General features: G+C 55.5%; 24 protein-coding genes. 15 read left to right on the forward strand and 9 right to left on the reverse strand.

The features are described from left to right. Positions 1-17 precede the first annotated feature (17 nt). The 6 genes from ETG88_RS06765 to ETG88_RS06790 form a co-directional block, all read right to left on the reverse strand. Entirely contained in the window at positions 18-1,397 is a 1,380-nt protein-coding gene (locus tag ETG88_RS06765; RefSeq protein WP_107702979.1) for an amidohydrolase family protein, read from the reverse strand. Between the two features lie 23 nt (positions 1,398-1,420). Continuing rightward, positions 1,421-2,371, reverse strand: coding sequence for a carbamate kinase family protein (locus tag ETG88_RS06770; protein WP_102105403.1), 951 nt, complete (start codon positions 2,369-2,371; stop codon positions 1,421-1,423). Positions 2,372-2,456: 85 nt separating this feature from the next. Further along, positions 2,457-4,001, reverse strand: coding sequence for a xanthine permease (locus ETG88_RS06775; RefSeq protein ID WP_129035021.1), 1,545 nt, complete (start codon positions 3,999-4,001; stop codon positions 2,457-2,459). 11 nt (positions 4,002-4,012) lie between these two features. Beyond that, positions 4,013-5,428, reverse strand: a complete 1,416-nt coding sequence (locus ETG88_RS06780) for a YlbE family protein (RefSeq protein WP_369804808.1) — start codon at positions 5,426-5,428, stop codon at positions 4,013-4,015. Further along, entirely contained in the window at positions 5,428-6,969 is a 1,542-nt protein-coding gene (gene fdrA, locus ETG88_RS06785) for an acyl-CoA synthetase FdrA (protein ID WP_129035022.1), read from the reverse strand. The genes ETG88_RS06780 and fdrA overlap by 1 nt, the downstream gene beginning before the upstream one ends. A 108-nt stretch (positions 6,970-7,077) precedes the next feature. Then, positions 7,078-7,683 (reverse strand): ankyrin repeat domain-containing protein, encoded by a 606-nt coding sequence (locus ETG88_RS06790; protein ID WP_100779204.1) that lies wholly within the window; start codon positions 7,681-7,683, stop codon positions 7,078-7,080. 366 nt (positions 7,684-8,049) lie between these two features. Here ETG88_RS06790 and ETG88_RS06795 point away from each other — a divergent pair, with 366 nt between their 5' ends. Further along, entirely contained in the window at positions 8,050-8,979 is a 930-nt protein-coding gene (locus ETG88_RS06795) for a LysR substrate-binding domain-containing protein (protein WP_100779203.1), read from the forward strand. 9 nt (positions 8,980-8,988) lie between these two features. Here ETG88_RS06795 and ETG88_RS06800 read toward each other — a convergent pair whose 3' ends face one another. Continuing rightward, positions 8,989-9,147: a YqaE/Pmp3 family membrane protein gene (locus ETG88_RS06800; protein WP_100779202.1), complete on the reverse strand. Its 159-nt coding sequence runs from the start codon at positions 9,145-9,147 to the stop codon at positions 8,989-8,991. A gap of 220 nt (positions 9,148-9,367) precedes the next feature. Here ETG88_RS06800 and ETG88_RS06805 point away from each other — a divergent pair, with 220 nt between their 5' ends. After that, positions 9,368-9,547, forward strand: coding sequence for a YodC family protein (locus tag ETG88_RS06805; protein ID WP_100779201.1), 180 nt, complete (start codon positions 9,368-9,370; stop codon positions 9,545-9,547). Between the two features lie 40 nt (positions 9,548-9,587). On the opposite strand, the gene stpA is transcribed toward ETG88_RS06805, so the two are convergent. Further along, a complete protein-coding gene (gene stpA, locus ETG88_RS06810; RefSeq protein WP_100779200.1) occupies positions 9,588-9,992 on the reverse strand; it encodes a DNA-binding protein StpA in 405 nt (134 codons plus the stop codon). Positions 9,993-10,637: 645 nt separating this feature from the next. Between stpA and alaE the strand changes: the two genes are divergently transcribed. Beyond that, positions 10,638-11,087 carry an L-alanine exporter AlaE gene (gene alaE / locus ETG88_RS06815; RefSeq protein WP_102105408.1) on the forward strand — a complete coding sequence of 150 codons (450 nt, stop codon included), beginning with the start codon at positions 10,638-10,640 and terminating at the stop codon, positions 11,085-11,087. A gap of 32 nt (positions 11,088-11,119) precedes the next feature. Here alaE and ETG88_RS06820 read toward each other — a convergent pair whose 3' ends face one another. After that, positions 11,120-11,464: a DUF2002 family protein gene (locus ETG88_RS06820; RefSeq protein ID WP_129035023.1), complete on the reverse strand. Its 345-nt coding sequence runs from the start codon at positions 11,462-11,464 to the stop codon at positions 11,120-11,122. Positions 11,465-11,624: 160 nt separating this feature from the next. Here ETG88_RS06820 and ETG88_RS06825 point away from each other — a divergent pair, with 160 nt between their 5' ends. From ETG88_RS06825 to emrB, 12 genes are all read left to right on the forward strand, one after another. Continuing rightward, a complete protein-coding gene (locus ETG88_RS06825; protein ID WP_100779197.1) occupies positions 11,625-11,951 on the forward strand; it encodes an ElaB/YgaM/YqjD family protein in 327 nt (108 codons plus the stop codon). A 261-nt stretch (positions 11,952-12,212) separates the two neighbouring features. After that, positions 12,213-12,452: a glutaredoxin-like protein NrdH gene (gene nrdH, locus ETG88_RS06830; RefSeq protein WP_100779196.1), complete on the forward strand. Its 240-nt coding sequence runs from the start codon at positions 12,213-12,215 to the stop codon at positions 12,450-12,452. After that, entirely contained in the window at positions 12,449-12,859 is a 411-nt protein-coding gene (gene nrdI, locus ETG88_RS06835) for a class Ib ribonucleoside-diphosphate reductase assembly flavoprotein NrdI (protein ID WP_100779195.1), read from the forward strand. The genes nrdH and nrdI overlap by 4 nt, the downstream gene beginning before the upstream one ends. Continuing rightward, positions 12,832-14,976 carry a class 1b ribonucleoside-diphosphate reductase subunit alpha gene (gene nrdE / locus ETG88_RS06840; protein WP_100779194.1) on the forward strand — a complete coding sequence of 715 codons (2,145 nt, stop codon included), beginning with the start codon at positions 12,832-12,834 and terminating at the stop codon, positions 14,974-14,976. Before nrdI ends, nrdE begins: the two co-directional genes overlap by 28 nt. A 9-nt stretch (positions 14,977-14,985) precedes the next feature. Next, on the forward strand, positions 14,986-15,945 hold the full coding sequence (gene nrdF, locus ETG88_RS06845) for a class 1b ribonucleoside-diphosphate reductase subunit beta (protein WP_107702972.1): 960 nt from the start codon (positions 14,986-14,988) through the stop codon (positions 15,943-15,945). Between the two features lie 390 nt (positions 15,946-16,335). Then, complete coding sequence (gene proV / locus ETG88_RS06850; protein ID WP_102105411.1) at positions 16,336-17,538, forward strand: glycine betaine/L-proline ABC transporter ATP-binding protein ProV; 1,203 nt, start codon at positions 16,336-16,338, stop codon at positions 17,536-17,538. Beyond that, the gene (gene proW, locus ETG88_RS06855; RefSeq protein WP_100779191.1) at positions 17,531-18,598 is read left to right on the forward strand and encodes a glycine betaine/L-proline ABC transporter permease ProW; all 1,068 of its coding nucleotides are present in this window, start codon (positions 17,531-17,533) and stop codon (positions 18,596-18,598) included. The genes proV and proW overlap by 8 nt, the downstream gene beginning before the upstream one ends. A gap of 9 nt (positions 18,599-18,607) precedes the next feature. Then, positions 18,608-19,603 carry a glycine betaine/L-proline ABC transporter substrate-binding protein ProX gene (gene proX / locus ETG88_RS06860; RefSeq protein ID WP_129035024.1) on the forward strand — a complete coding sequence of 332 codons (996 nt, stop codon included), beginning with the start codon at positions 18,608-18,610 and terminating at the stop codon, positions 19,601-19,603. Between the two features lie 174 nt (positions 19,604-19,777). Beyond that, on the forward strand, positions 19,778-20,962 hold the full coding sequence (locus ETG88_RS06865; RefSeq protein ID WP_100779189.1) for an MFS transporter: 1,185 nt from the start codon (positions 19,778-19,780) through the stop codon (positions 20,960-20,962). A 381-nt stretch (positions 20,963-21,343) separates the two neighbouring features. Further along, on the forward strand, positions 21,344-21,874 hold the full coding sequence (gene mprA, locus ETG88_RS06870; RefSeq protein WP_100779188.1) for a transcriptional repressor MprA: 531 nt from the start codon (positions 21,344-21,346) through the stop codon (positions 21,872-21,874). 128 nt (positions 21,875-22,002) lie between these two features. Beyond that, entirely contained in the window at positions 22,003-23,178 is a 1,176-nt protein-coding gene (emrA, locus tag ETG88_RS06875) for a multidrug efflux MFS transporter periplasmic adaptor subunit EmrA (protein WP_100779187.1), read from the forward strand. Between the two features lie 16 nt (positions 23,179-23,194). Then, entirely contained in the window at positions 23,195-24,733 is a 1,539-nt protein-coding gene (gene emrB / locus ETG88_RS06880) for a multidrug efflux MFS transporter permease subunit EmrB (RefSeq protein WP_100779186.1), read from the forward strand. The last annotated feature ends 108 nt before the right edge of the window (positions 24,734-24,841 follow it).

Here is a 24,841-nt window from a genome sequence, read left to right on the forward strand (position 1 = left end):
CGTCACCCGGCGCACTGTTAGCTCACGGTGCCCCACACCAGGTTCCCGTTATGGAACGTCGCGGTTCGTGGCGAAATGCGCGCAACGGCTTCTGCCGAGCAGGAGGCGTCCACCAGCACAAAACTCGCGGCATCCTGCGCTTTCGGCCACACGCGTTCGCCTTTGTCGTTCAGTGGCAGTACGTTGCCAGTCGCAATGCCCAGCGCGCGGGACAGCGTTTGCTCGTTCGGACGGATGTAGAGCTGTGCATACAGGTTCGCTTTTTCCAGCATGTCTCCCAGACCGTACGGCGACCAGTGGTCGATCACGCTGTCGGTGCCCGTCATCACAAATACGCCTTTGTCGCGCAACTGTTTGAGCGGCATGTGTAAGGTGCCAATCGGCACGGTCGAGGCGACGGTGATTTGCTGCGCCGCCATGCGCGTGGCGAGGGCATCCACTTGCTGTTCGTTAAGCGTCGCCAGCGCAAAGCCGTGGCTGATGGTCAGCTTTCCCTTTAACGCTGGGGTTTTCTCGACCGTCTCCACCATATAATTCACCGCAGCTACGCCTGCGGGGCTGGTCTCGTGCAGGTGGATATCCACCCCTTTGTCGTAATCCAGCGCGATCTGGAACATGGTATCGAGAGATTTTTCCATCGCGCCGTCGACGTTAGTCGGGTCCAGCCCGCCGACGTAGTGCGCCCCGGCCTGCATCGCTTCACGCATCAGCGGTTCACATTTTGACAGCAGCAGCCCATGCTGCGGGAACGCAACAATTTCGCAGTCAAAACCGGGCTTACGCCGCGCCAGCACTGCCTGCAGGTTTTCCAGATTCTTCAGGCCGGAGGTCGGTTCGATATTGCAGTGGCTGCGGGCGATGGTCGAGCCTTTGGACTGAATCAGGTCGATCAGCTTTTCCGCACGTTCTTGCGTATAAGGTTGCAGCTCGGGCAGCAATTTTTGTTCGAGGCGGATCATGTCCTGAATGGTGGTGCCCGCCGGGCGATTCAGCGAGCGCCACGGCCCACCGTAGAAAGTCTTGTCCAGATGGATGTGCATGTCGCGCATCGCCGGGAGCATCAGCTTGCCTCCCGCATCGTAATGGGGCAGCGCGCTGTCGGCATGGCTTTTGTTGTCACGCAGGGCGACGATTTTGCCGTCCTGGATCTCCAGGGTTTTAAGCTCGGTACGGGTGCTGGTTGCCACATCGCCGTCGACGTTAAATCCGGCCTCCAGCAGCACGTTGTCGAGGTAGTAATGTTTCGCGGTGATGTTCATCGTTTTGCCCGTCTCGCAGGTGTTCTTCGCTGTCTCAGCAGCATACGCGACGGAGCCGGTCGCGCCAAACAGCGCACAGGCAGTGACCATTTTGCCGCTCTGGCTGATAAACTCACGGCGGCTTTTATTCTCTTTCATCGTATCTTCCTTTTAGTGCTCTTTTACGCATTCACAATGTGAGTGCCGGTCTCACCGCGCAGCGCCGCAGGCAGGCAGTCTGGCGAGGTAATGATGACCCGTTTGCCGCCCTGTTTCAGGAACGCCAGACTGGCGACTATTTTCGGCAACATACTGCCCGCCGGGAAATGACCCTCTTCCATGTAGCACGTCATTTGCGCCACGCTCACGGTATCCAGCGCCTGCTGGTTCGGCTTGCCAAAGTTGATGCACACCTTCTCAACGCCGGTGGTGATCACCAGTACATCGGCGGCGATTTCGCGTGCCAGCAGCGCGGTGGAGAGATCTTTATCAATCACCGCGTCGACGCTCTGATAATCCCCCTCTTGAGTGCGGATCACCGGAATCCCGCCGCCACCGGCGCCGATCACCACAAAGCCTTTTTGCGTCAGCGCTTTGATGGCGTCGGCTTCAACGATGCGCACCGGCTGCGGCGAGGCGACCACGCGACGATAGCCGCGCCCGGAATCCTCGACAAAGTGCCAGTCCGGATGGGCGAGCTGCAGCTCATCGCGCTGGGCTTCACTGAAGAAGGCACCGATAGGTTTAGTCGGATGAGTAAAGCCGGGATCGTGTTGATCCACTTCCACCTGGGTGACCACTGTCACCGCCTTTTGCTCCCCGCGCGCCGCGAGACGGTTGTTCAGCGCCTGCTGGATCAGATAGCCGATCCCGCCCTGCGTGTCGGCCACGCAGTTGGCGAGCGGCGTCAGGGGCAGCCCTTCGCGCTCGTGGGCAATCTCTGCACGCCTGAGATCAAGCCCCACCTGCGGGCCGTTGCCGTGGGTGAGGACGATGTCGTAGTCGGAGGCGAGCATCTCTAATACCGACTCCGCCACCGCTTTGACCGCCTGCGCCTGATGCTCTATCGACTGACTGGCGTTATCTTTGATAATGCTGTTACCACCGATGGCGACGACCATGAGTTCTTTCATTGTGTTTCCTTTATGGGTGCGGTCTGGCCCCCTCACCCGGCCCTTTTCCCTCTGGAAGAGGATAAGGGTGAGGGATCAGGCATTATCAGGACTCAGAAACCGGCGCGACCGACCGCGCGACTTCGCGGCTGTCCAGCACATGTTTCACCACGAACATCCCGCTCATCATCAGGTACGCCGTCACAAACATCAGCGAACTGCCTTCGGCAAATCCCACCACCGGCGCGTGAATCACGCCGAACAGTGCCAGCAGCGCCCCCACCGCCGCGGCAATCGCTCCGCGCAGGGGTTTATTGATGATGGCGAAGATCGCGATACAACCCCAGAGCATGCTGGCGAGCGGTGCGCCATTGCCCAGATGCACCAGCCCTTCGTAGTAGATGCCTTTGCTGTGCAGCACGTCGGTGCCGATTTTCGCCGCATTGGTTCCCGCCGCGCCCATCACGCTGTTCATCATGGTCAGCGCCCAGTTGGCGATCCACGGGAACAGACAGATAAAGATGACGGGCACCTCCACTTTGGGCGTTTCCCTCACCACCTGGTTGGCGGTGACGACGCCGATAAACACCAGAATCGGCACAATGGCGGTCATCGGAATGATGGCGAGCATAAACGCCCCCAGCCCGAACAGCGGTACGATGAACATGGTGACGCCCGATGCCAGGGTGTAGCCAATGCTTGCGCCCATCGCTTTCCAGCCCGCGTGACCGACGTAGACCGTCACCGGGAACGGGTTGCCCATCAGACAGCCGAGCATGGAGGCCAGACCGTTCGCCAGCATCACCTTGCGGGTCGGGTATTCGTCCCCCGCCGCGTGGGCGCTTTCGATGTTTTCGAGGTCAAAGATATAGTTCGCCAGCCCCAGTGGAACCGCCGAGGCCAGATACGGCAGAGCGTGCGGCAGGCCTTGCATGAAACTGTCAACGTGGACTTCCGGCGGGTTAAAGCCGAACGATGACATGGACGCTTTGATCGCTTCCGGGCTTTGCAGACCGGAGATCCACGCCAGCGCCGTCCCGGCGATCAACAACAACAGACCGGTCGGGATGCGGGCGAAGATCGGTTTTTTGCCGAACCAGTTGATGAAGATCAGCAGCAGCACGATGAAGGAGACCGTCGGCGCTTCGAACGCCTGCAGCATTGGGTTCATCGCCAGCAGCAGCAGACCTAAACCGGACAGGCACGACAGCAGCACAGTGCGCGGGATCATCTTGCGGATGGTTTCACCTAAAAATGAGCCGCCCGCCAGAATCATCGCTTCAACAAAGCACCACACCAGACCAATCTGGATGGCGAAATCCGCGTCGCCGGTCTGCTGGTAAACCGGCATCAGCACCAGGAACGTCACCGTGAAAATGGACGGCGCACTTGGGCCAGAGGGCAGAGCCGTCACATCCGTGCGCCCGGTCTGGCGCTGCATCTGCAGGCCAAACCACGCGTAGCAAATGCTGGCGACCAGCACCGCCAGCCCGAAGGCTGGCGCGATACGTCCATAAACAATCTCTTTCGGGATGCCGACGACAAAAATGAGCAGCCCCATCATGGTCAGCAAATTGGTCAGGTTGTTGGTCATCAGGCCGAAATAGGCCGCCCAGTCACCTCTTTTCCACTCCAGTTTCATGCTTTTCATGGATGCTTGCCTTATAAAAAGTAGCGATCGCGGAAGGTCAACAGCGCCTTTTCAAAACAGCTAAATGGCGGGTGAACGATGCCCGCCCCAATCATGCCGATCCCGGCGTCTTTGTGGGCAATGGCGGTGTTGATCACCGGCAGGATGCCGCTGGCGGCAACTTTAGTGATATCAATCGCCGTTGGAATGCCCATAAACGAGAGCAGCGGAATGGTGACGTTCGGGTTTTCGCCGAGGGTGATTTCGCGCATCTGGCGCGAGAAGTCGATGGCTTCATCCACCGTACCGCCCACCAGCGCGACAATCGCCGGAGCCGTCGCCATCGCGAACCCGCCGATGCCGTAGGTTTCGGTGATGGCGCTGTCGCCGATATCCAGACCGGAGTCCTCCGGCTTGTAACCGGCAAACATCGGGCCGATCACCTGCTGCGCCGGGCCGGTAAACCACTGCCCCGGCAGGCCGGAAATGCGCAGGCCGAATTCATAGCCGTTGCGCGCCATGGTGGTGACGACGGTGCTGAATTCGATACCGTGCGCGGCATCCAGCGCGGCTTTGCACATTGCCATCCACGTCGGGCCGGAGAAGTAGTCGCTGCTCGCCACGAACTCGAACACCTGACGCTGCTGCTCTACCGGATAACCGGCCTGAATCAGCCCCGGCGTCAGGGCCTGGATCAGCAGCGTAGTGCCCGCGTTATTGCGGTTGTGGCACTCGTCGCCCATGTGTAGCGCCTGGGCCAGCATTAAGCGCAGATCGATTTCGCCGATGATTTTCATCGCATCGCGCAGCATCGGGCCGAGCACGTCGCGCATCCAGTTCAGACGGTCGATCACGCTCTGATCGTTGGCCCCCATGCGCAGGATTTTTGCCATCTGCTCACTGAGGTTGGTGAACGCGCGGTTACCGTAGGTTTTGTTCTCGACGATGTGCATAAACATCGACGCCGACGTGACACCCGCCATTGAGCCGACGCAGTCGTGTTCGTGGCACGGCGAGAACGTAATTTTCCCGGAAGCCGCCAGGCGTTCGGCGTCGCTCAGAGAATCAGCCAGCCCTTCAAACACCAGCGCCCCCGTCACCGCACCGCGCATCGCGCCGCACATGTTTTCCCACGCCACCGGTGGCCCGGCGTGCAGAATGGTCGTAGGGGTCATGCCAGGCACCACGTTGATGGCCTGGTCGAAGCCCACCAGCACCGGATGGGACTGAATAATCCGCTCCAATGCCACTTTGTTGGCGGCGGCAATTTTCCCGGCAAGTGTCGGCTGCGCCAGTTGATCCAGCGCCTCGACCACCTGCAGATTGCCCTGCCCCGGCGGCGTCCAGTCGAGCTGCGTGACCGGGACGTGCTGTTTTTTCAGATCGTCGCTGAACAGGGCGATGCCTACGTTAATGACGTTCAACGGCTGGTTAAATAAGGTTTTCATCAGGCTTTCTCTCCTTTGCAGACAAATTCACGCGCCAGTAATCCGGTGTTAGTGCTGCTGCTCGCCCAGATCACACCTGCGTGTGTCAGCAGCTGGCACTGCTGCGCCAGGGACGGAGTATCCAGGTCGGTGCCCAGCACGTAGCCGAGGATCTCCAGCGGGCGGTTGTCCGCTTTGGCGATGGCCTGCGCCTCTTTGATGGCGTCGATCATCACGCCGACCGGATCCTCGTGAGAGCCGAAACCGAGCACGAAATCCATCACGATGACGCCCACTTCCGGGTCGCGCGCCTCCTGCAACAGGCGGCTGATGCGGTTGGTCGGATCGATCATCGGGTGCGGTTTGCCGTTGGTGAAATCATCGTCACCAAAATCGAGGAAGGTGTGGGCCTGGCTGACGTTGAGATCCGCCAGACGTTTGGTCGGGTCCGGCTGGATGTTGCTGTAGACGTCGTCGAATTTTTCCAGCGCCGCGAACATCGCTTCGTCACACAGGGTGCCGCCGCAGAACAGACCGCGAATGTACTTTTGCTGTGGCGTGAGGCGCGCGCGCACCTCTTCAATTAATGGCCAGTTGAGCGGGTGGAGATCGAGAGACTCTTTTTTGATGCCCGTGAGCAGGACCGCTTTCAGGGCCGCCTCTTTGGTGCCGCGCGTGAACTGTAAACCCTCTTCATCGGCTGGCGGTTCGTTGCGACCGAGGAAACAAACAACGACCGGTTTGCGGCAGGCGCGGGCGCGGGCCAGCACGTTTTCGGCCACCTTCGGCGCAGGCGGTTTGGAGATGAGCGCGATCACTTCAGTGGCTTCATCGGCTTCCAGCATGTCGATGGCGTCGAGCATCATCAGGCCGCCGATCTTTTCGCTCAAATCGCGCCCGCCGGTGCCGATCAGCTGTGAAATTCCGCCGCCAAACTCATGAATACGCGCGCTCAACTCCTGGCTGCCGGTCCCCGACGCGCCGACGATGCCAATCGGCCCGCGACGTACCGCGTTGCCAAAGCACAGTGCTGCGCCGTTGATAATGGCGGTTCCGCAGTCGGGTCCCATCATCAGCAGACCTTTCTGGTGCGCCAGCTGCTTGAGGGCCAGCTCGTCGTCGAGGCTGACGTTGTCGGAGAAGAGCATCACGTTGAGATCGTTTTCCAGAGCCTGGCGTGCTTCGCGGGCGGCGAAAAGGCCGTTAACGGAGATCACTGCCAGGTTACTGTCGGGGCGATGCGTTTTGGCGCTGGCGAGGGTAGCGAAACGGGCTTCGTGCGCGCCGCCGCTCTCTTTACGGGTAAATAAGGCTTCGATGGCCGCCAGCGTTTCGTCACTGGCGGCCTCGCCTTTAATCACAATCATCAGGTCGCCGTTTTTAGCGTCCTGCAATTCCGGCGTTAATAATCCCAGGTTTTTTAATACGCCTTTATTCATTTCAGTCGCCATCGCCACAAACGCCTGTTCCACACCGGGCAATTTATTGGCTTTGGTCGAGACCGACATCAGCGAGACAGAATCAAAATAGGTATTCTTTTTAATAACGATTTTGGTGGGCATGTTTTCCTCCCGAATGCGGGCAAAAGGGGGCCGCCATCATGATTAAGGCATGATGGTAAACGTGAAAAAATTCAGGTCAGGCAAGCCCGAAACGGCTTGCCGAATACATTACGCGCCGGCGGCTAACAGCAGTTCAGCAATCGCGTGATAGCCTTTTTCGCGCGCCAGTTCGAGCGGGGTTTTCCCGTATTTGTCGGTCATGTGCGGATTGGCGCCGTGGTCGAGGAGTAATTTGACGATCTCCTGCTGTTTCGCCCCGCCGTCGTTGAGGACGATGGCTTCCAGCAAGGGCGTCCAGCCGACAAAGTTGGTGTGGTTAACGTTGATATCCGTATGCGCCAGCAACTCGCGGACAATCTCCACGTGGCCTTTTTCGCTCGCAGGGGTAATCCCCACGCCGCCAAAGCGTGACAGGCGATCGAGATCCGGATTGGCCGGCAGGACGATGCGCAGCAAGGTAAGGTCATTCGTCAGGCAGCTAATTAAGAACGGGTTAAAACAGGTCTGGTCCTGTTTATCGATATCCGCACCGGCGGAAATAAGGAATTCAACGCAAGGATAATGCTTTTTCAGGCTGGCAATAATAATGGCGGTTCTTTTCTGGCGATTGGTGGCATTGATGTCCACCCCTTTTTCCAGACAGGCTTTGAGTGCATCCAGATTGCCCTGCTCTGCCGCCAGCAGAAATTCAGTAACGAGTTCATTTGCAGACATATTCAGACTCCGATGTTTTCATTTCTGATGACCTGAGAATAGCAACAGCCCCGTGATAAAAGAATCCGCTTAAATTTCATTCATCGTAAGGACAGGGATTATTGAATAGAAATCAACAGTCGGGCCAAAACGTGCGTCGGTGCAATGTTTTTCTTATCGTTGACGCCCTTTTTCGCCGTAAAAGCGCATTCTGCTTATGTCTCTACACGCCTTGCCTGGCGCGGCCTGAAACAAAATAGCAGAAGTGTGATAGTGCTCAAATGAGATGTAACTGCAGTGTTAAATATTGTTCAAAACTGATTGCCGTTACGGGCGATTACAAATAGATTCAACAATACCGCTGGGGCTTATGTGAGGGGCTGCGCCATGAATTCGATATTTACCGAAGAGAACCTGCTGGCCTTTACCGCCGCCGCACGCTTCGGCAGTTTTAGCAAAGCGGCCGAAGAGCTGGGCGTGACCACTTCCGCCATCAGCTACACCATCAAACGGATGGAGACGGGGCTGGACGTGGTGTTGTTTGTGCGCAATACACGCAGTATCGAGCTGACGGAGTCCGGGTTTTACTTTTACCGTAAAGCGACGGATTTACTGAATGACTTCCACGCCATCAAACGCGGGATTGATACCATTTCACAGGGTATCGAAGCGCGGGTGCGGATCTGTATCAACCAGCTGTTATACACACCGCGTCATACCGCCCGGCTGTTGCAGGTCTTAAAAAAACAGTTCCCCACCTGCCAGATCACCGTCACCACCGAGGTGTATAACGGCGTGTGGGATTCGATCATTAATAATCAGGCCAATATTGCGATTGGCGCGCCGGATACGCTGCTTGACGGCGGCGGGATTGATTACACGGAAATCGGCGCGATTCGCTGGGTTTTTGCTATCTCTCCCCAGCATCCGCTGGCGTTTTCCCCGGAGCCGATTGCCGAGAGCCAGCTGCGCCTCTATCCCAATATCATGGTCGAAGACACGGCGCATACGATCAATAAAAAAGTGGGCTGGTTGCTGCACGGACAGGAGGCGATTCTGGTGCCAGACTTTAACACCAAATGTCAGTGTCAGATTTTGGGCGAGGGAATTGGATTTTTACCGGAACATATGGCGCGCGAAGCGGTAGAAGATGGATTACTGGTGACGCGACGCATTAACAATCCGCGCCAGGACTCGCGCATGCTGCTGGCCACGCAGCATGCCGCGACCGGCCAGGTGACCCGCTGGATCAAACAGCAGTTTGGGCCTCAGGGGGTACTGACCGGGATATATAGCGATTTACTGTGGCGTGATTAACGCGCGTTTTTAATCGCGGCTCTGCACCCAGAAGGCGTGAATAAGCCCCGGGATGTAACCCAGCAGCGTCAGAATGATATTCAAAATAAACGCCCAGCCGAAACCTTTACCGAGCAGAACACCCAGTGGCGGGATCAGAATAGTAATAACGATACGCCAGAAACCCATACTTTCTCCATTCAAGCTAAAAAAAGAACATTGTTAAAAAAAGTTTTAACGTTAAGCGTAGCGAGTTTACCGTGTCGTGCCATTCCTTAAGCCTGCTTTTACGCTCCTTTACCCTTTTTACAATCACTTAGACTAACGATTAAGGAGTATTCACGCGTTACACCTGTACCCGGCTGATGACGTGGGCTAAGGTAAGAAATACCAAAACGAGGAGGACATTATGTTTACTGTTGGGGATGTTGTGCAGCCACGTATGGGCGGGCCAAAGCTGAAAGTCGTTGAAGTGCATGACGATCAAATTGTTGCCGTGCAGGCGAGCAATGAGCAGGGAGAGAAGTTTACGCTGAAGGCGGCGGATGTGGCGTTGTATAAAGAAGACGGCGATTTCGGCGTCTGCTGAAAGCTCAGGGCGGTGAGATACCGCCCTGATGTGAAATCACTTAGATTAAGAAATCATCCAGTGACTGGCCATTTGCCAGCGCAGTGGCGATTGGCTTAGGCGTACGGCCCTGGCCGGTCCAGGTTTTCACTTCGCCGTTTGCGTCAGTGAAACGGTACTTCGCTTCACGCGCCTGACGTTTTTGCGGCTGGCTGGCACCTTTCAGAACGTCTTTACCCAGCAGATCTTCTGGAGAAATACCGTCAGCTTTCATCAGCTCTAACAGAGCATTAATTTTCTGCTGCTGTTCAGCCTGCTGACTCTGCATTTCATCTTGCTCATTACGTTTTTCTTCCGTAACAATGCGGAATTTTTCCAGCATTTCTTCAAGCACATCAACAGAAAACTCGCGCGCCATTGCGCGAAGGGTACGGATATTATTAAGATTTTGTAACATTGAAGACATATTACTGAAGACCTTTTATGAGTTGATTCAATGAGCAATAGTTCAATATGGTAATCCACTTTACTTTGAATATCCAGCGAGATTCCTCCCAGACTTTTATTAAGGATATTCAACAATATTTAATTAATTATCCTTACCTTTATTTGCATTCCATTCAATATTGCTTTTGTTTAGCTCACACTTTCTATTTTTTATGAGCACGTTTTTGAGCAAACGCTGCCCCTCTTTCGCGCAATGCTGAATAATCACTCAACTGTTAAGCATAACTAAACAAGAAACCGATCAGAACAATTCACCACAAAACAGGCGAAAATAGAACATTAATAATACGTCGCCACGTTTTTACCCGTTCGGAAGTTGAGTCTGCTGAGACGATAATTTTCGCGAATACATCTTATTGCTCGCATTCACTCAATTAATTGATTTACAAGCATATTTACAAGATAAAAACAGAAAGCACCGCCTAAGAGAAAATGCGGGATGTTTTAGAGCATTTCGTGGACAAAAGGCCATTAAATAAATATTTTTCACTCATTGTGACTTTCAAAGCAGAGAGATACTCTATACACGTTCAACAAACCAACCTAAAGCACCATGCGCTGCAGGTAAAATCTCTGTTTTGTGTTCTTCTCAAGGAGTTCGGACATGTTCTCACCGCAGTCTCGCCTGCGCCATGCAGTTGCAGACACTTTCGCGATGGTCGTCTACTGTTCCGTAGTGAACATGCTGATCGAGATATTCCTCTCCGGAATGTCTTTTGAGCAGTCCCTTTCTTCCAGACTGGTGGCCATTCCGGTCAACATTCTTATTGCATGGCCGTATGGTTTTTACCGTGACGCCGTCATGCGCCTGGCGCGCCGTGTTAGCCCGTCGGGCTGGCTCAAAAACCTGGCAGACGTGCTGGCTTACGTCACCTTCCAGTCACCGGTATATGTGGCGATTTTGCTGACCGTCGGCGCAGACTGGCATCAGATTGCGGCTGCCGTCAGCTCGAATATTGTGGTGTCGATGTTGATGGGTGCGGCCTATGGCTACTTCCTGGACTACTGTCGTCGCCTGTTTAAAGTCAGCCAGTATCATCAGTCCCAGGCGTAAAGTGCTGCGACTGGCCGCTGCCAGTCGCGTGTTTATTGCGGTTCGCCAAACAGACCTGTCAGAAATCGCTCCAGCGCCATGCGGGAGCTAAAACCATGCGGAATACCGTAATGCTGCTGCCGTTCTCCGGCTAAATACAGCGGAAATTCCTGATAATGATCGCAGGTTTTGATATCCGTGGCAGGTTCAGCAAACGACAAACTACGGTCTTTTAGGGTGGGGTGAATAATCAGCGCAGTGCGTCCCATTCGGGCTTCGCGGTTAACATAGACATAATTATCGCCACGGCGATATCCGTATGTTTTTTGAGTCACTGCATCCATGATGAAACCCGCTTTTTCAAGAACGCGCGCCACCTCATCGGGTCGTAAATACATATTTTATCCTCGTTATCTTTTCCTGCGGGCCAACCTTACAATAATCATCGTTGGCAACGCTTTCAGATAAATCCATAAAGGCCACGATAAGTCGTGACTCGCTTCAGATATTAAAAACCTGGACTAAACTGTGTGTGAACGCAAAATTATGGAGGATCGTATGTTTAACAGACCGAACCGAAACGATATTAATGACGACGCTCAGGATATTCGTAACGATGTCAGCCAATTAGCCGACACACTGGAGGATGTATTGAAATCCTGGGGCTCTGATGCAAAGGATGAGGCGGATGTCGCCAGACGTAAGGCTCAGTCTCTGCTGCGTGAAACCCGCGCCCGGATGCATGGCCGCTCACGCACCACGCAGGCCGCCTGCGATGCGATTGGCTGTGCCAATACCTTTATCCGTGAAAAACCGTTGTACGCTGTGGGGACCGTTGCCGCAGTAGGGATTTTTATCGGTGCCTTGCTGACGCTGCGTAAATAACCTTAAAACGCGTCATTTGCTGACCCTCGTTCGCCTCTGCGATCGGGGGTTTTTATTTTTACGGTCAAAAAAACGCCAGAAGCCGTGTGCAGCCTGCCCCTCCTCGCATCGCTCATCATCAAGGCAAAATCAATTGATAAATCCCATATCTTGTATGGTTGAAACTTACATCAACTACATCTAGTATTCCCTCTAACAAGACACACACAACCCGACGCGCTCATTCGCGCCGCTCCTTCATTCTAAATGGAAATACGAATCATGAGCATTACTATTTACACTCGTAACGACTGTGTTCAGTGCCACGCCACGAAACGTGCAATGGAAAACCGTGGCGTCGCGTTTGAGATGGTGAATGTGGACTTGCAGCCCGATGCGGCAGACGCCCTGCGCGCGCAAGGATTTCGTCAGCTTCCGGTGGTGATCGCCGGGGAAACCAGCTGGTCAGGCTTTCGCCCGGACATGATTAATCGCCTGCAAACGCAGGCCGTCAGCGCATGAGCCTGCTCGTCTACTTCTCCAGCAGCTCGGAAAATACGCTGCGCTTTATCGAGCGTCTCGGGCTGCCCGCCGTGCGTATTCCGCTCAACGAGCGCGAGCGCATTCAGGTAGACGAACCTTATATTCTGGTGGTCCCCAGCTATGGCGGCGGTGGAACGGCGGGCGCGGTGCCCCGTCAGGCAATCCGCTTTCTTAATGATCCCCACAACCGGGCGCTGATTCGCGGTGTGATCGCCGCAGGCAATCGCAATTTTGGCGACGCGTTCTGCCGTGCCGGGGATGTTATCTCTCAAAAGTGCGGCGTGCCGTATCTCTATCGTTTTGAACTGATGGGGACACAGCAGGACGTAGAGAACGTGCGTAAAGGAGTGAACGAATTTTGGCAACGACAACCGCAGAACGCGTAGTGCAAGGCTCAACGGATTACCATGCCCTGAACGCTATGCTGAACCTCTACGATCGCGAGGGGAATATTCAGTTTGGCAAAGACCACGAGGCGGTGGAGGCCTTTTTTGCCGCCCACGTCCGCCCGAACACGCTCTCTTTTGCCAGCCAGCAGGCGCGCCTCGACTATCTGGTCAACGAAGGTTATTACGAAGCGCGAGTGCTGACGCGCTACGATCGCGACTTTGTGGTGAAACTGTTTGAACGCGCCCACGCCAGCGGTTTCCGTTTCCAGACGTTCCTCGGCGCCTGGAAGTATTACACCAGCTACACGCTCAAAACCTTCGATGGCAAACGCTATCTGGAAAGTTTTGAAGATCGCGTCTGTATGGTGGCCCTAACGCTCGCGCAGGGCGATGAAGCGCTGGCACAACAGCTGACGGACGAGATCCTCTCGGGCCGCTTCCAGCCCGCCACGCCGACATTCCTCAACTGCGGGAAAGCCCAGCGCGGTGAGCTGGTCTCCTGCTTCCTGCTGCGCATCGAAGACAATATGGAGTCGATTGGCCGGGCGGTGAACTCAGCCCTGCAGCTCTCCAAACGCGGGGGCGGCGTTGCGTTTCTGCTGTCGAATCTGCGGGAGTCCGGCGCGCCGATTAAGCGCATCGAAAACCAGTCTTCTGGCGTGATCCCGGTGATGAAAATGCTGGAAGATGCGTTTTCCTACGCTAACCAGCTGGGTGCGCGTCAGGGCGCGGGCGCGGTGTATCTCCACGCCCATCATCCGGACATCCTGCGGTTTCTCGATACCAAACGCGAAAACGCCGACGAAAAAATCCGCATCAAAACGCTGTCCCTCGGGGTGGTGATCCCGGATATCACCTTCCAGCTGGCGAAAGAGAATGCCGAGATGGCCCTCTTCTCGCCATATGACATTGAGCGCATCTACGGCAAGCCGTTTGGCGATGTGGCCATAAGCGAGCTGTACGACGAACTGGTCGCTGACGATCGCATTCGCAAAAAAACCATTAATGCCCGCGACTTCTTCCAGACTCTGGCCGAGATCCAGTTCGAGTCCGGCTACCCGTACATCATGTATGAAGATACGGTGAACCGCGCTAACCCGATTGCCGGGCGCATCAACATGAGTAATCTGTGCTCGGAGATTTTGCAGGTCAACAGCGCGTCGACTTACGACGAGAATCTGGATTACGCCGAAACAGGCAAAGATATCTCCTGCAACCTTGGCTCACTGAATATTGCCCACACCATGGATTCCCCGAATTTTGGCCGCACTGTGGAAACCGCGATTCGTGGCCTGACGGCGGTATCTGACATGAGCCACATCCGCAGCGTGCCGTCGATCGAAGCCGGGAATGCCGCGTCTCACGCCATCGGGCTGGGGCAGATGAATTTGCACGGCTATCTGGCGCGCGAAGGCATTCCTTACGGCAGTGCCGAAGGGCTGGATTTCACCAATTTCTATTTCTACACCATCACCTGGCATGCCCTGCATACCTCAATGATGCTGGCCCGCGAGCGTAACCAGCGCTTCGCCGGGTTTGAGCAGTCGCGCTACGCCAGCGGAGAGTATTTTAATCAGTATCTGGAAAGTGACTGGCAGCCGAAAACCGAGAAAGTGCGGGCGTTGTTCGCCCGGGCCGGAGTCCCGATTCCGACGCGCGAGATGTGGCAGCAGCTGCGCGCCGATGTCATGCAGTACGGCATCTACAACCAGAATCTGCAGGCGGTGCCGCCAACCGGCTCGATTTCCTATATCAACCACGCGACGTCGAGCATTCACCCTATCGTCTCAAAGATTGAGATCCGCAAGGAAGGCAAAACCGGACGCGTCTACTATCCCGCGCCGTTTATGACCAACGAGAACCTGGCGCTCTATCAGGATGCCTATGAAATCGGCCCGGAGAAGATTATTGATACTTACGCCGAGGCGACCCGCCATGTGGATCAGGGGCTGTCGCTGACGTTGTTCTTCCCCGATACCGCCACCACGCGCGATATCAACAAGGCGCAGATTTACGCCTGGAAGAAAGGCATCAAAACCCTGTACTACATTCGCCTGCGTCAGCTTGCGCTGGAAGGCACCGAAATTGAAGGCTGCGTGTCCTGCGCGCTGTAAGGAGAAAGGATGAAACTGTCACGCGTAAGCGCCGTTAACTGGAACAAAATTCAGGACGATAAAGATCTGGAGGTGTGGAACCGCCTGACCAGCAACTTCTGGCTGCCGGAAAAAGTGCCGCTCTCCAACGATATTCCAGCGTGGGCCACCCTCAGCCACGCCGAACAGCAGCTGACCATCCGCGTGTTTACCGGGCTGACGCTGCTGGACACTATTCAGAACACCGTCGGCGCCCCGGCGCTGATGGCGGATTCACTGACGCCTCACGAAGAGGCGGTGATGTCGAATATCAGCTTTATGGAGGCGGTCCACGCCCGTTCCTACAGCTCGATTTTCTCGACGCTGTGCCAGACCAAAGATGTGGATGCGGCCTATACCTGGAGCGAAGAAAGCGCCCCGCTCCAGCGCAAAGCCCAGCTGGTGCTGGAGTATTACCAGGCCGATGAGCCGCTGAAGAAGAAAATCGCCAGCGTGTTCCTGGAATCTTTCCTCTTCTATTCCGGCTTCTGGCTGCCGATGTACTGGTCGAGTCGCGGCAAGCTGACCAACACCGCCGATTTGATTCGCCTAATCATCCGCGACGAAGCGGTTCACGGGTATTACATCGGCTATAAATATCAGAAAGGGCTGGAGAAGATTAGCGACGCAAAACGCGAGGAGCTGAAAGGTTTTGCGCTGGATTTGCTGATGGATCTTTATGACAACGAGCTGAGTTACACGGAAGAGCTGTATGCGGGAACCGGCTGGGAGGAGGATGTCAAAGCGTTCCTCTGCTACAACGCCAACAAGGCGCTGATGAATCTCGGCTATGAGGCGCTGTTCCCGCCGGAGATGGCGGAGGTGAATCCGGCGATTCTGGCGGCGCTCTCGCCGAATGCCGACGAAAACCACGACTTCTTCTCCGGGTCCGGCTCATCCTACGTGATGGGTAAAGCGGTGGAAACGGAGGATGAGGACTGGGATTTTTAACGCGGTATTTTCCCCTTCATTTTAACCCTCTCCCTTTCGGGAGAGGGGATCGTCAAATCGCCAGACCTAACGCTCGTTAATTTAATATAAATCCCATTTTCTCCCCACAAATATTCCCTGTAATCTATACTGTAATTCCAGCGTCATATTCTCCTGAATCATTCCGATCCAGAAGAAATTCCCCGACCGCGCGGCAAAAATCTCAGAAAAATTCGACACCCGCTCAGCCCTTACCTCATGGGAAATTCAGCCATTTCACCACCGGCAAAATTCGTGCCACACGCGGCACAAGGGTTGTCTCAGATTCTCAGTATGTTAGGGTATGGCCAGTTCATTATTTTTAATGGTATTGATATCGACGCTAATAAATAACGGGAATTACTCTATTGCATGGCAATTAAATTAGAAGTTAAAAATCTCTATAAAGTATTTGGCGAGCATCCACAGCGCGCGTTCAAATATATTGAAAAAGGACTTTCAAAAGAACAAATCCTGGAGAAGACAGGATTATCCCTTGGCGTTAAAGACGCCAGTCTGGCAATTGAAGAAGGCGAGATTTTCGTCATCATGGGGTTATCCGGTTCGGGTAAATCCACTATGGTTCGCCTTCTCAATCGCCTGATTGAACCCACCCGCGGACAGGTGCTGATTGATGGCGTTGATATCGCCAGAATATCTGACGCCGAGCTTCGTGAGGTGCGCAGGAAAAAGATTGCGATGGTCTTCCAGTCATTCGCGCTAATGCCACATATGACGGTACTGGATAATACCGCTTTCGGTATGGAATTAGCGGGAATCCCTGCGGCGATTCGCCAGGAAAAAGCGCTGGATGCATTACGCCAGGTGGGACTGGAAAATTATGCCCACGGCTATCCGGATGAACTTTCTGGCGGTATGCGTCAGCGCGTCGGTTTAGCCCGCGCATTAGCCATCAATCCCGATATTTTATTAATGGATGAAGCCTTCTCGGCCCTCGATCCATTAATTCGTACCGAGATGCAGGATGAGCTGGTAAAACTGCAGGCAAAACATCAGCGAACCGTGGTCTTTATTTCCCACGATCTCGATGAAGCGATGCGTATTGGCGATCGCATTGCCATTATGCAAAATGGCGAAGTGGTGCAGGTCGGCACGCCGGACGAAATTCTGAATAATCCGGCCAATGATTATGTGCGCACCTTCTTCCGGGGCGTGGATATTAGTCAGGTGTTTAGCGCGAAAGATATTTCCCGCCGTGCGCTGGATGGCATTATTCGCCGCACGCCAGGGTTTGGCCCGCGCTCGGCGCTGAAACTGCTGCAGGACGAAGACCGCGAATATGGCTATGTCATTGAGCGCGGTAATAAATTTGTAGGCATTGTCTCCATCGACTCTCTGAAAAAAGCGCTTAGCGAAAACCAGGGAATCGATGCGGCGTTACTCGACGCTCCGCTTGCCGTGGACGCCGAAACGCCGCTCAGCGAGTTGCTCTCTCATGTCGGCCAGGCACCCTGCGCGGTTCCGGTCATTGGAGAAGAACAACAGTACGTCGGCATCATCTCAAAACGCATGTTGCTGCAGGCTTTAGATCGCGAGGGGGCAAACAATGGCTGATCAATCTAATCCGTGGGGAACCACAGAAGCGGCAGATAGCGCCGCACAATCGGCAGACGCATGGGGAACTTCTGCGCCTGCGCCCGCTGACGGCGGTAGCACCGCCGACTGGCTCAACAGCGCTCCGGCGCCCGCACCAGAACATTTCAATATTATGGACCCGTTCCATAAAACCCTGATCCCGCTGGACAGCTGGGTGACCGAAGGCATCGACTGGGTGGTGACCCACTTCCGTCCGGTGTTCCAGGGCATTCGCGTCCCGGTGGATTACATCCTCAACGGCTTCCAGCAGATGATGCTCGGAATGCCCGCGCCTGTTGCCATTGCGCTGTTCGCGCTCATTGCGTGGCAGTTCGGCAGTGCAGGTATGGGGATCGCCACGCTCATTTCACTGATTTTAATTGGTGCTATCGGTGCATGGTCTCAGGCGATGATTACTCTGGCGCTGGTGCTCACCGCCCTGCTGTTCTGCGTGGTGATCGGTTTGCCGATGGGCATATGGCTGGCACGCAGCCCGAGGGCGGCGAAAATTATTCGTCCGCTGCTGGATGCGATGCAGACCACGCCGGCGTTTGTCTATCTGGTACCTATCGTGATGCTGTTCGGGATCGGTAACGTACCGGGCGTGGTAGTGACCATTATCTTCGCCCTGCCGCCGATTATCCGTCTGACCATTCTGGGGATTAACCAGGTACCAGCCGATCTGATCGAAGCGTCACGCTCGTTCGGTGCCAGCCCGCGTCAGATGCTGTTTAAAGTGCAGCTCCCGCTGGCGATGCCCACCATTATGGCAGGCGTGAACCAGACGCTGATGCTCGCCCTCTCGATGGTGGTGATCGCCTCAATGATTGCCGTGGGTGGCCTCGGCCAAATGGTACTGCGCGGCATCGGTCGTCTCGATATGGGACTGGCCACCGTGGGCGGCGTCGGGATCGTGATCCTCGCCATTATTCTTGACCGCCTGACTCAGGCAGTCGGTCGCGATTCACGCAGTCGCGGCAACCGTCGCTGGTACAGCACCGGCCCGGTCGGGTTGATTACCCGTCCATTCATTAAATAAGGAACAACGATGCGACATAACATCCTTTTTGCCACAGCGTTTGCCACCCTTGTCTCTACCAGCGCATTCGCCGCTGACCTGCCGGGTAAAGGCATTACCGTTCAACCGGTACAGAGCACCATTTCGGAAGAGTCCTTCCAGACCATGATCGTCAGCCGCGCCCTGGAAAAACTGGGTTATACGGTCAATAAGCCGAGCGAAGTGGATTACAACGTCGGCTACACCTCGATTGCCTCTGGCGATGCAACCTTTACCGCCGTGAACTGGCAGCCGCTGCATGATGATATGTATGCCGCTGCCGGCGGGAGTAAGAAGTTTTACCGCGAAGGCACCTTCGTGACCGGCGCTGCGCAGGGCTATTTGGTCGACAAGAAAACCGCCGACAAATACCACATCACCAATGTTGAGCAGCTTAAAGATCCGAAGATCGCCAAACTGTTCGACACCAACGGTGACGGCAAAGCCGACATGATGGGCTGCTCGCCGGGCTGGGGCTGTGAGGCGGTGATTAACCACCAGAACAAAGCCTTCGGTCTGGAAAAGACCGTCGACGTGAGCCACGGTAACTACTCCGCGATGATGGCAGATACCATCGCCCGCTTTAAAGAGGGTAAACCGGTGATCTACTACACCTGGACGCCGTACTGGGTGAGCGACGTGCTGAAGCCAGGTAAAGACGTGGTGTGGCTGCAGGTGCCGTTCTCTTCTCTGCCAGGTGAGCAGAAAGATATCGACACCAAGCTGCCAAACGGCATGAACTACGGTTTCCCGGTGAACACCATGCATATCGTCGCGAACAAAGCCTGGGCTGAGAAAAACCCGGCGGCGGCGAAGCTGTTCTCGGTGATGAAACTGCCGCTGGCTGATATCAACGCGCAGAATGCGATGATGCATGAAGGCAAATCGTCTGAAGCCGATGTCCAGGGTCACGTTGACGGCTGGATCAAAGCCCACCAGCAGCAGTTTGACGGCTGGGTGAACGAGGCGCTGGCAGCGCAGAAGTAACGCTTTTCCCTCACTCTAACCCTCTCCCGTCGGGAGGGGGTTAGAGTGAGGGCATCAAACTCCCCCCTGGCCTAAACCGCACAAACCACCACGCAACAAATCCCCAACATTCACATTCATCCGTTATGATGGTTTCTGAAAAAATAATCACTTAACTCACGATTCCTGACTCTCATGACGAAAACTTCTCAAGGGCTTAGCCCGGCACTTATTCTGCTCATGTCTGTGGCTACCGGCCTTGCGGTGGCCAGTAACTACTATGCGCAACCTTTGCTCGACACCATCGCTCGCGCCTTTTCGCTCTCCGCCAGTTCCGCCGGTTTTATTGTGACAGCCGCCCAGCTCGGCTACGCCGCGGGCCTGCTGTTCCTCGTGCCGCTCGGCGATATGTTTGAACGCCGCAGACTGATCGTCTCCATGACGCTGCTGGCAGCGGGCGGGATGTTAATTACCGCCTCCAGCCAGTCGCTGGGGATGATGATCCTCGGTACGGCGCTGACCGGATTGTTCTCGGTCGTGGCCCAGATCCTCGTGCCGCTGGCCGCCACGCTCGCGGCGCCAGAAAAGCGCGGCAAAGTGGTAGGAACGATCATGAGCGGCCTGCTGCTGGGGATTTTGCTGGCGCGAACCGTTGCCGGGCTGCTGGCAAGTCTTGGCGGCTGGCGTACGGTCTACTGGGTCGCCAGCGTGTTGATGGTCGTGATGGCCTTTGCCCTGTGGCGCGGCCTGCCAAAAGTGAAGCAGGAGAACCATCTTAACTACCCTCAGCTTCTCGGCTCGGTGTTCAGCCTGTTCACCCAGGATAAACTTCTGAGAACGCGCGCGCTATTGGGCTGTTTCACCTTTGCCAACTTCAGCATTTTGTGGACCTCCATGGCCTTCCTGCTGGCCTCGCCGCCATTCAACTATTCCGAAGGGGTGATTGGCCTGTTTGGTCTGGCGGGTGCGGCCGGTGCGCTGGGCGCTCGCCCTGCCGGTGGTCTGGCGGATAAAGGTAAATCCCATCTGACAACCTCCGCCGGGCTGGTCATGCTGCTCCTCTCCTGGGCGGCGATCTGGTACGGGCATATCTCGGTGCTGTCGCTGATTGTCGGGATTCTGGTCCTCGACCTGACCGTACAGGGCGTGCACATCACTAACCAGACGGTAATTTATCGCGTGAAGCCCGAGGCACGTAACCGCCTGACTGCCGGTTACATGACCAGCTACTTTATCGGCGGTGCGGCAGGCTCCCTGATCTCGGCGTCCGCGTGGCAGCATTACGGCTGGACCGGCGTGTGCGTGGTCGGTACCCTTGTTGCAGCCGTTAACCTGCTCATCTGGTGGCGTGGCTATCACCTTCAGGAAGCCATTATCTAAGCTTTACATCGGTTTGGGGCTTCTTAGGGTGTTAAGCAGCCCCGCACTCTGTTAAGGTGAGCGTAATTATTTATCCCAGAAATTTTACTGTGGGTGACATATTAGAATACCGCATGAATAGTTCAGACCTACTGGCTGCTCCCGGCCCCATCAGATTGCCGACATTTCCGTTCTGTTTGAAACCTCATGCTGTTTCTCATCACCCGACCCCGTCTTTCGTGGGCGATAGCCCTTTCATTTCTGTGCTTACCGGGTCACGGATTCGCCCGGCACTTTCTGACAGTGATATCAGTTTGGCGGATATAACCGCACAAATAATTCATTTACATTATTTGTCACTGTCGTTACTATATCGACTGTAATTAATGAGGTCATGCCCAAATGGATAGTTCGTTTACCCCAATTGAACAAATGCTTAAATTTCGCGCCAGTCGCTACGAGGACTTCCCGTATCAGGAGATCCTGTTAACCCGTCTTTGCATGCACATGCAGGGTAAGCTGCTGGATAACCGCAATAAAATGCTGAAAGCTCAAGGGATTAACGAGACGTTGTTTATGGCGTTAATTACCCTGGAATCTCAGGAAGATCACAGCATTCAGCCCTCTGAATTGAGTTGCGCCCTGGGTTCTTCTCGCACTAACGCGACCCGCATCGCGGATGAGCTGGAAAAACGCGGCTGGATTGAACGCCGTGAAAGCGACAACGATCGCCGTTGCCTGCATCTGCAACTGACCGATAAAGGTCATGAATTCCTGCGTGGGGTGCTTCCACCTCAGCACAACTGTCTGCATCAGCTCTGGTCAGCCCTGAGCACGACCGAGCGCGACCAGCTAGAGCACATCACTCGCAAGCTCCTCACCCGTCTGGATCAGATGGACGAAGAGGGCGCCATTCTCGAGGCGCTAAGCTAACGCGACGACACGCTCAACCATCCAGATTACATAAGAAATACTGATAGGCCAGCACGTTACACTGCTGGCCTTTCTGACAACAGGTCGGCCCAGCCGATGTGAAAATAAGAAGATCGTGGAGAACTACAATGAGCGCAAATGCGGAGAACACTCCCCCGCAGCAACCGGTCAACACTAAGAAAGGCAAACGCAAAAGCGCCCTTCTGCTGCTGACTTTGCTCTTTATTATTATTGCCGTGGCATATGGGATCTATTGGTTTTTAGTACTGCGTCATATTGAAGAGACCGATGACGCATACGTGGCAGGGAACCAGGTTCAGATTATGGCGCAGGTGTCGGGCAGCGTGACGAAAGTCTGGGCTGACAATACCGACTTTGTGCAAAAAGGAGATGTGCTGGTCACGCTCGATCCGACCGATGCACAGCAGGCGTTTGAAAAAGCGCAGACGCAGCTGGCCTCAAGCGTGCGTCAAACCCGTCAGTCGATGATCAACAGCAAGCAGTTGCAGGCGAGCATCGACGTGCAGAAAACCGCCCTGGCGCAGGCGCAGAGCGACCTGAATCGTCGTGTACCACTCGGCACCGCCAACCTGATTGGCCGTGAAGAGCTGCAACACGCGCGTGACGCCGTGGCCAGCGCGCAGGCGCAGCTTGACGTGGCAATCCAGCAGTACAACGCCAACCAGGCGATGATTCTGGGTACCCATCTTGAAGAGCAGCCTGCCGTTAAACAGGCGGCAACCGAAGTGCGTAACGCCTGGCTTGCCCTGCAACGTACTAAAATTGTCAGCCCGATGACCGGTTACGTCTCCCGTCGTTCCGTTCAGCCTGGCGCACAGATTAGCACCACGACGCCGCTGATGGCGGTGGTGCCGGCGAACAATCTGTGGGTAGATGCCAACTTCAAAGAGACGCAGCTGGCCCACATGCGTATCGGCCAGACCGCGACTATCGTCAGTGATATTTACGGCGACGACGTGAAGTACACCGGTAAAGTGGTCGGTCTGGATATGGGTACCGGCAGCGCCTTCTCCCTGCTGCCTGCGCAGAACGCTACCGGTAACTGGATCAAAGTGGTTCAGCGTCTGCCGGTTCGTATTGAACTGGACGCGAAACAGCTGACGGATCACCCGCTGCGTATCGGTCTGTCAACCCTGGTAACGGTAGATACCGCTGACCGCGAAGGTCAGATGCTGGCGAATCAGGTCCGAAATCATCCGGCCTATGAAAGCAACGCCCGTGAAATCAGCCTTGATCCGGTCAACAAGCTGATTGACGACATCGTGAAAGCGAACGCCGGTTAATCCGAAGGTGAGCGGTATGCAACAGCAAAAACCGCTGGAGGGGGCGCAGCTGGTCATTATGACCATTGCGCTGTCGCTGGCGACATTCATGCAGGTGCTGGACTCCACCATCGCAAACGTGGCGATCCCGACCATCGCCGGTAACCTTGGCTCGTCTCTGAGCCAGGGGACCTGGGTGATCACCTCGTTTGGGGTCGCGAATGCGATCTCCATTCCGATTACCGGGTGGCTGGCGAAACGCGTCGGGGAAGTTCGACTGTTCCTGTGGTCAACGGTGTTGTTCGTCATCGCCTCCTGGGCGTGCGGCATGTCCAACAGCCTGACCATGCTGATCTTCTTCCGTGTGATTCAGGGGATTGTCGCCGGGCCGTTAATCCCGCTCTCCCAGAGCTTGCTGCTGAATAACTACCCGCCCGCCAAGCGCTCAATCGCTCTGGCGCTGTGGTCGATGACCGTTATCGTCGCGCCGATCTGTGGCCCGATCCTCGGTGGGTATATCAGTGACAACTACCACTGGGGCTGGATCTTCTTCATCAACGTGCCCATCGGTGCGTTAGTGGTGCTGATGACGCTGCAATCCCTGCGCGGTCGGGAAACCAAAACCGAACAGCGGCGAATCGACGGCGTGGGCCTGGCACTGCTGGTGTTAGGGATCGGCAGCCTGCAGATCATGCTGGACCGGGGTAAAGAGCTGGACTGGTTTGCGTCGCAGGAGATCATTGTCCTTACCGTGGTCGCCGTGGTGGCAATCAGCTTCCTGATTGTCTGGGAGCTGACGGACGATAACCCGATAGTCGATCTGTCGCTCTTTAAGTCGCGAAACTTCACCATCGGCTGCCTGTGTATCAGTCTCGCCTATATGCTCTATTTCGGCGCGATTGTTCTGCTGCCGCAGCTGTTGCAGGAGGTATACGGCTACACGGCAACCTGGGCGGGTCTGGCTTCGGCACCGGTCGGTTTGATTCCTGTCCTGCTGTCGCCGATTATTGGCCGCTTTGCCCATAAGCTCGACATGCGTCGACTGGTGACCTTCAGCTTTATTATGTATGCGGTGTGCTTCTACTGGCGTGCGTACACCTTCGAACCGGGAATGGACTTTGGCGCGTCCGCGTGGCCGCAGTTTATTCAGGGCTTCGCCGTGGCGTGCTTCTTTATGCCACTCACCACCATCACGCTCTCTGGCTTACCGCCGGAACGGATGGCGGCGGCATCGAGCCTGTCGAACTTCACCCGTACGCTGGCAGGCTCCATCGGTACGTCTATTACCACGACCCTGTGGACTAACCGCGAGTCGCTGCACCATGCGCAGCTGACGGAATCGGTGAACCCGTTTAACCCGAACGCCCAGCAGATGTACTCTGAGCTGCAAAGTATGGGGATGACGGAGCAGCAGGCGTCTGGCTGGATTGCCCAGCAGATCACCAACCAGGGATTGATTATCTCCGCCAACGAAATCTTCTGGATTTCTGCGGGTATTTTCATTCTGTTGCTGGGGTTGATCTGGTTTGCCAAACCGCCGTTCGGCGCAGGTGGCGGCGGTGGTGGCGCGCACTAACGCGCCGCTTCGCCGGGAAAGTTGTCCATTTCTCTACAGCTTCTGTCAGTCCTGATAAAGCAGCGCTCCTGAAATCGCTTCACGATAGTGAAAAGACAACAGGAGCGC

Origin of the sequence: Lelliottia nimipressuralis, assembly GCF_004115925.1 — a bacterium.
In the GTDB taxonomy this organism is placed as follows: domain Bacteria; phylum Pseudomonadota; class Gammaproteobacteria; order Enterobacterales; family Enterobacteriaceae; genus Enterobacter; species Enterobacter nimipressuralis.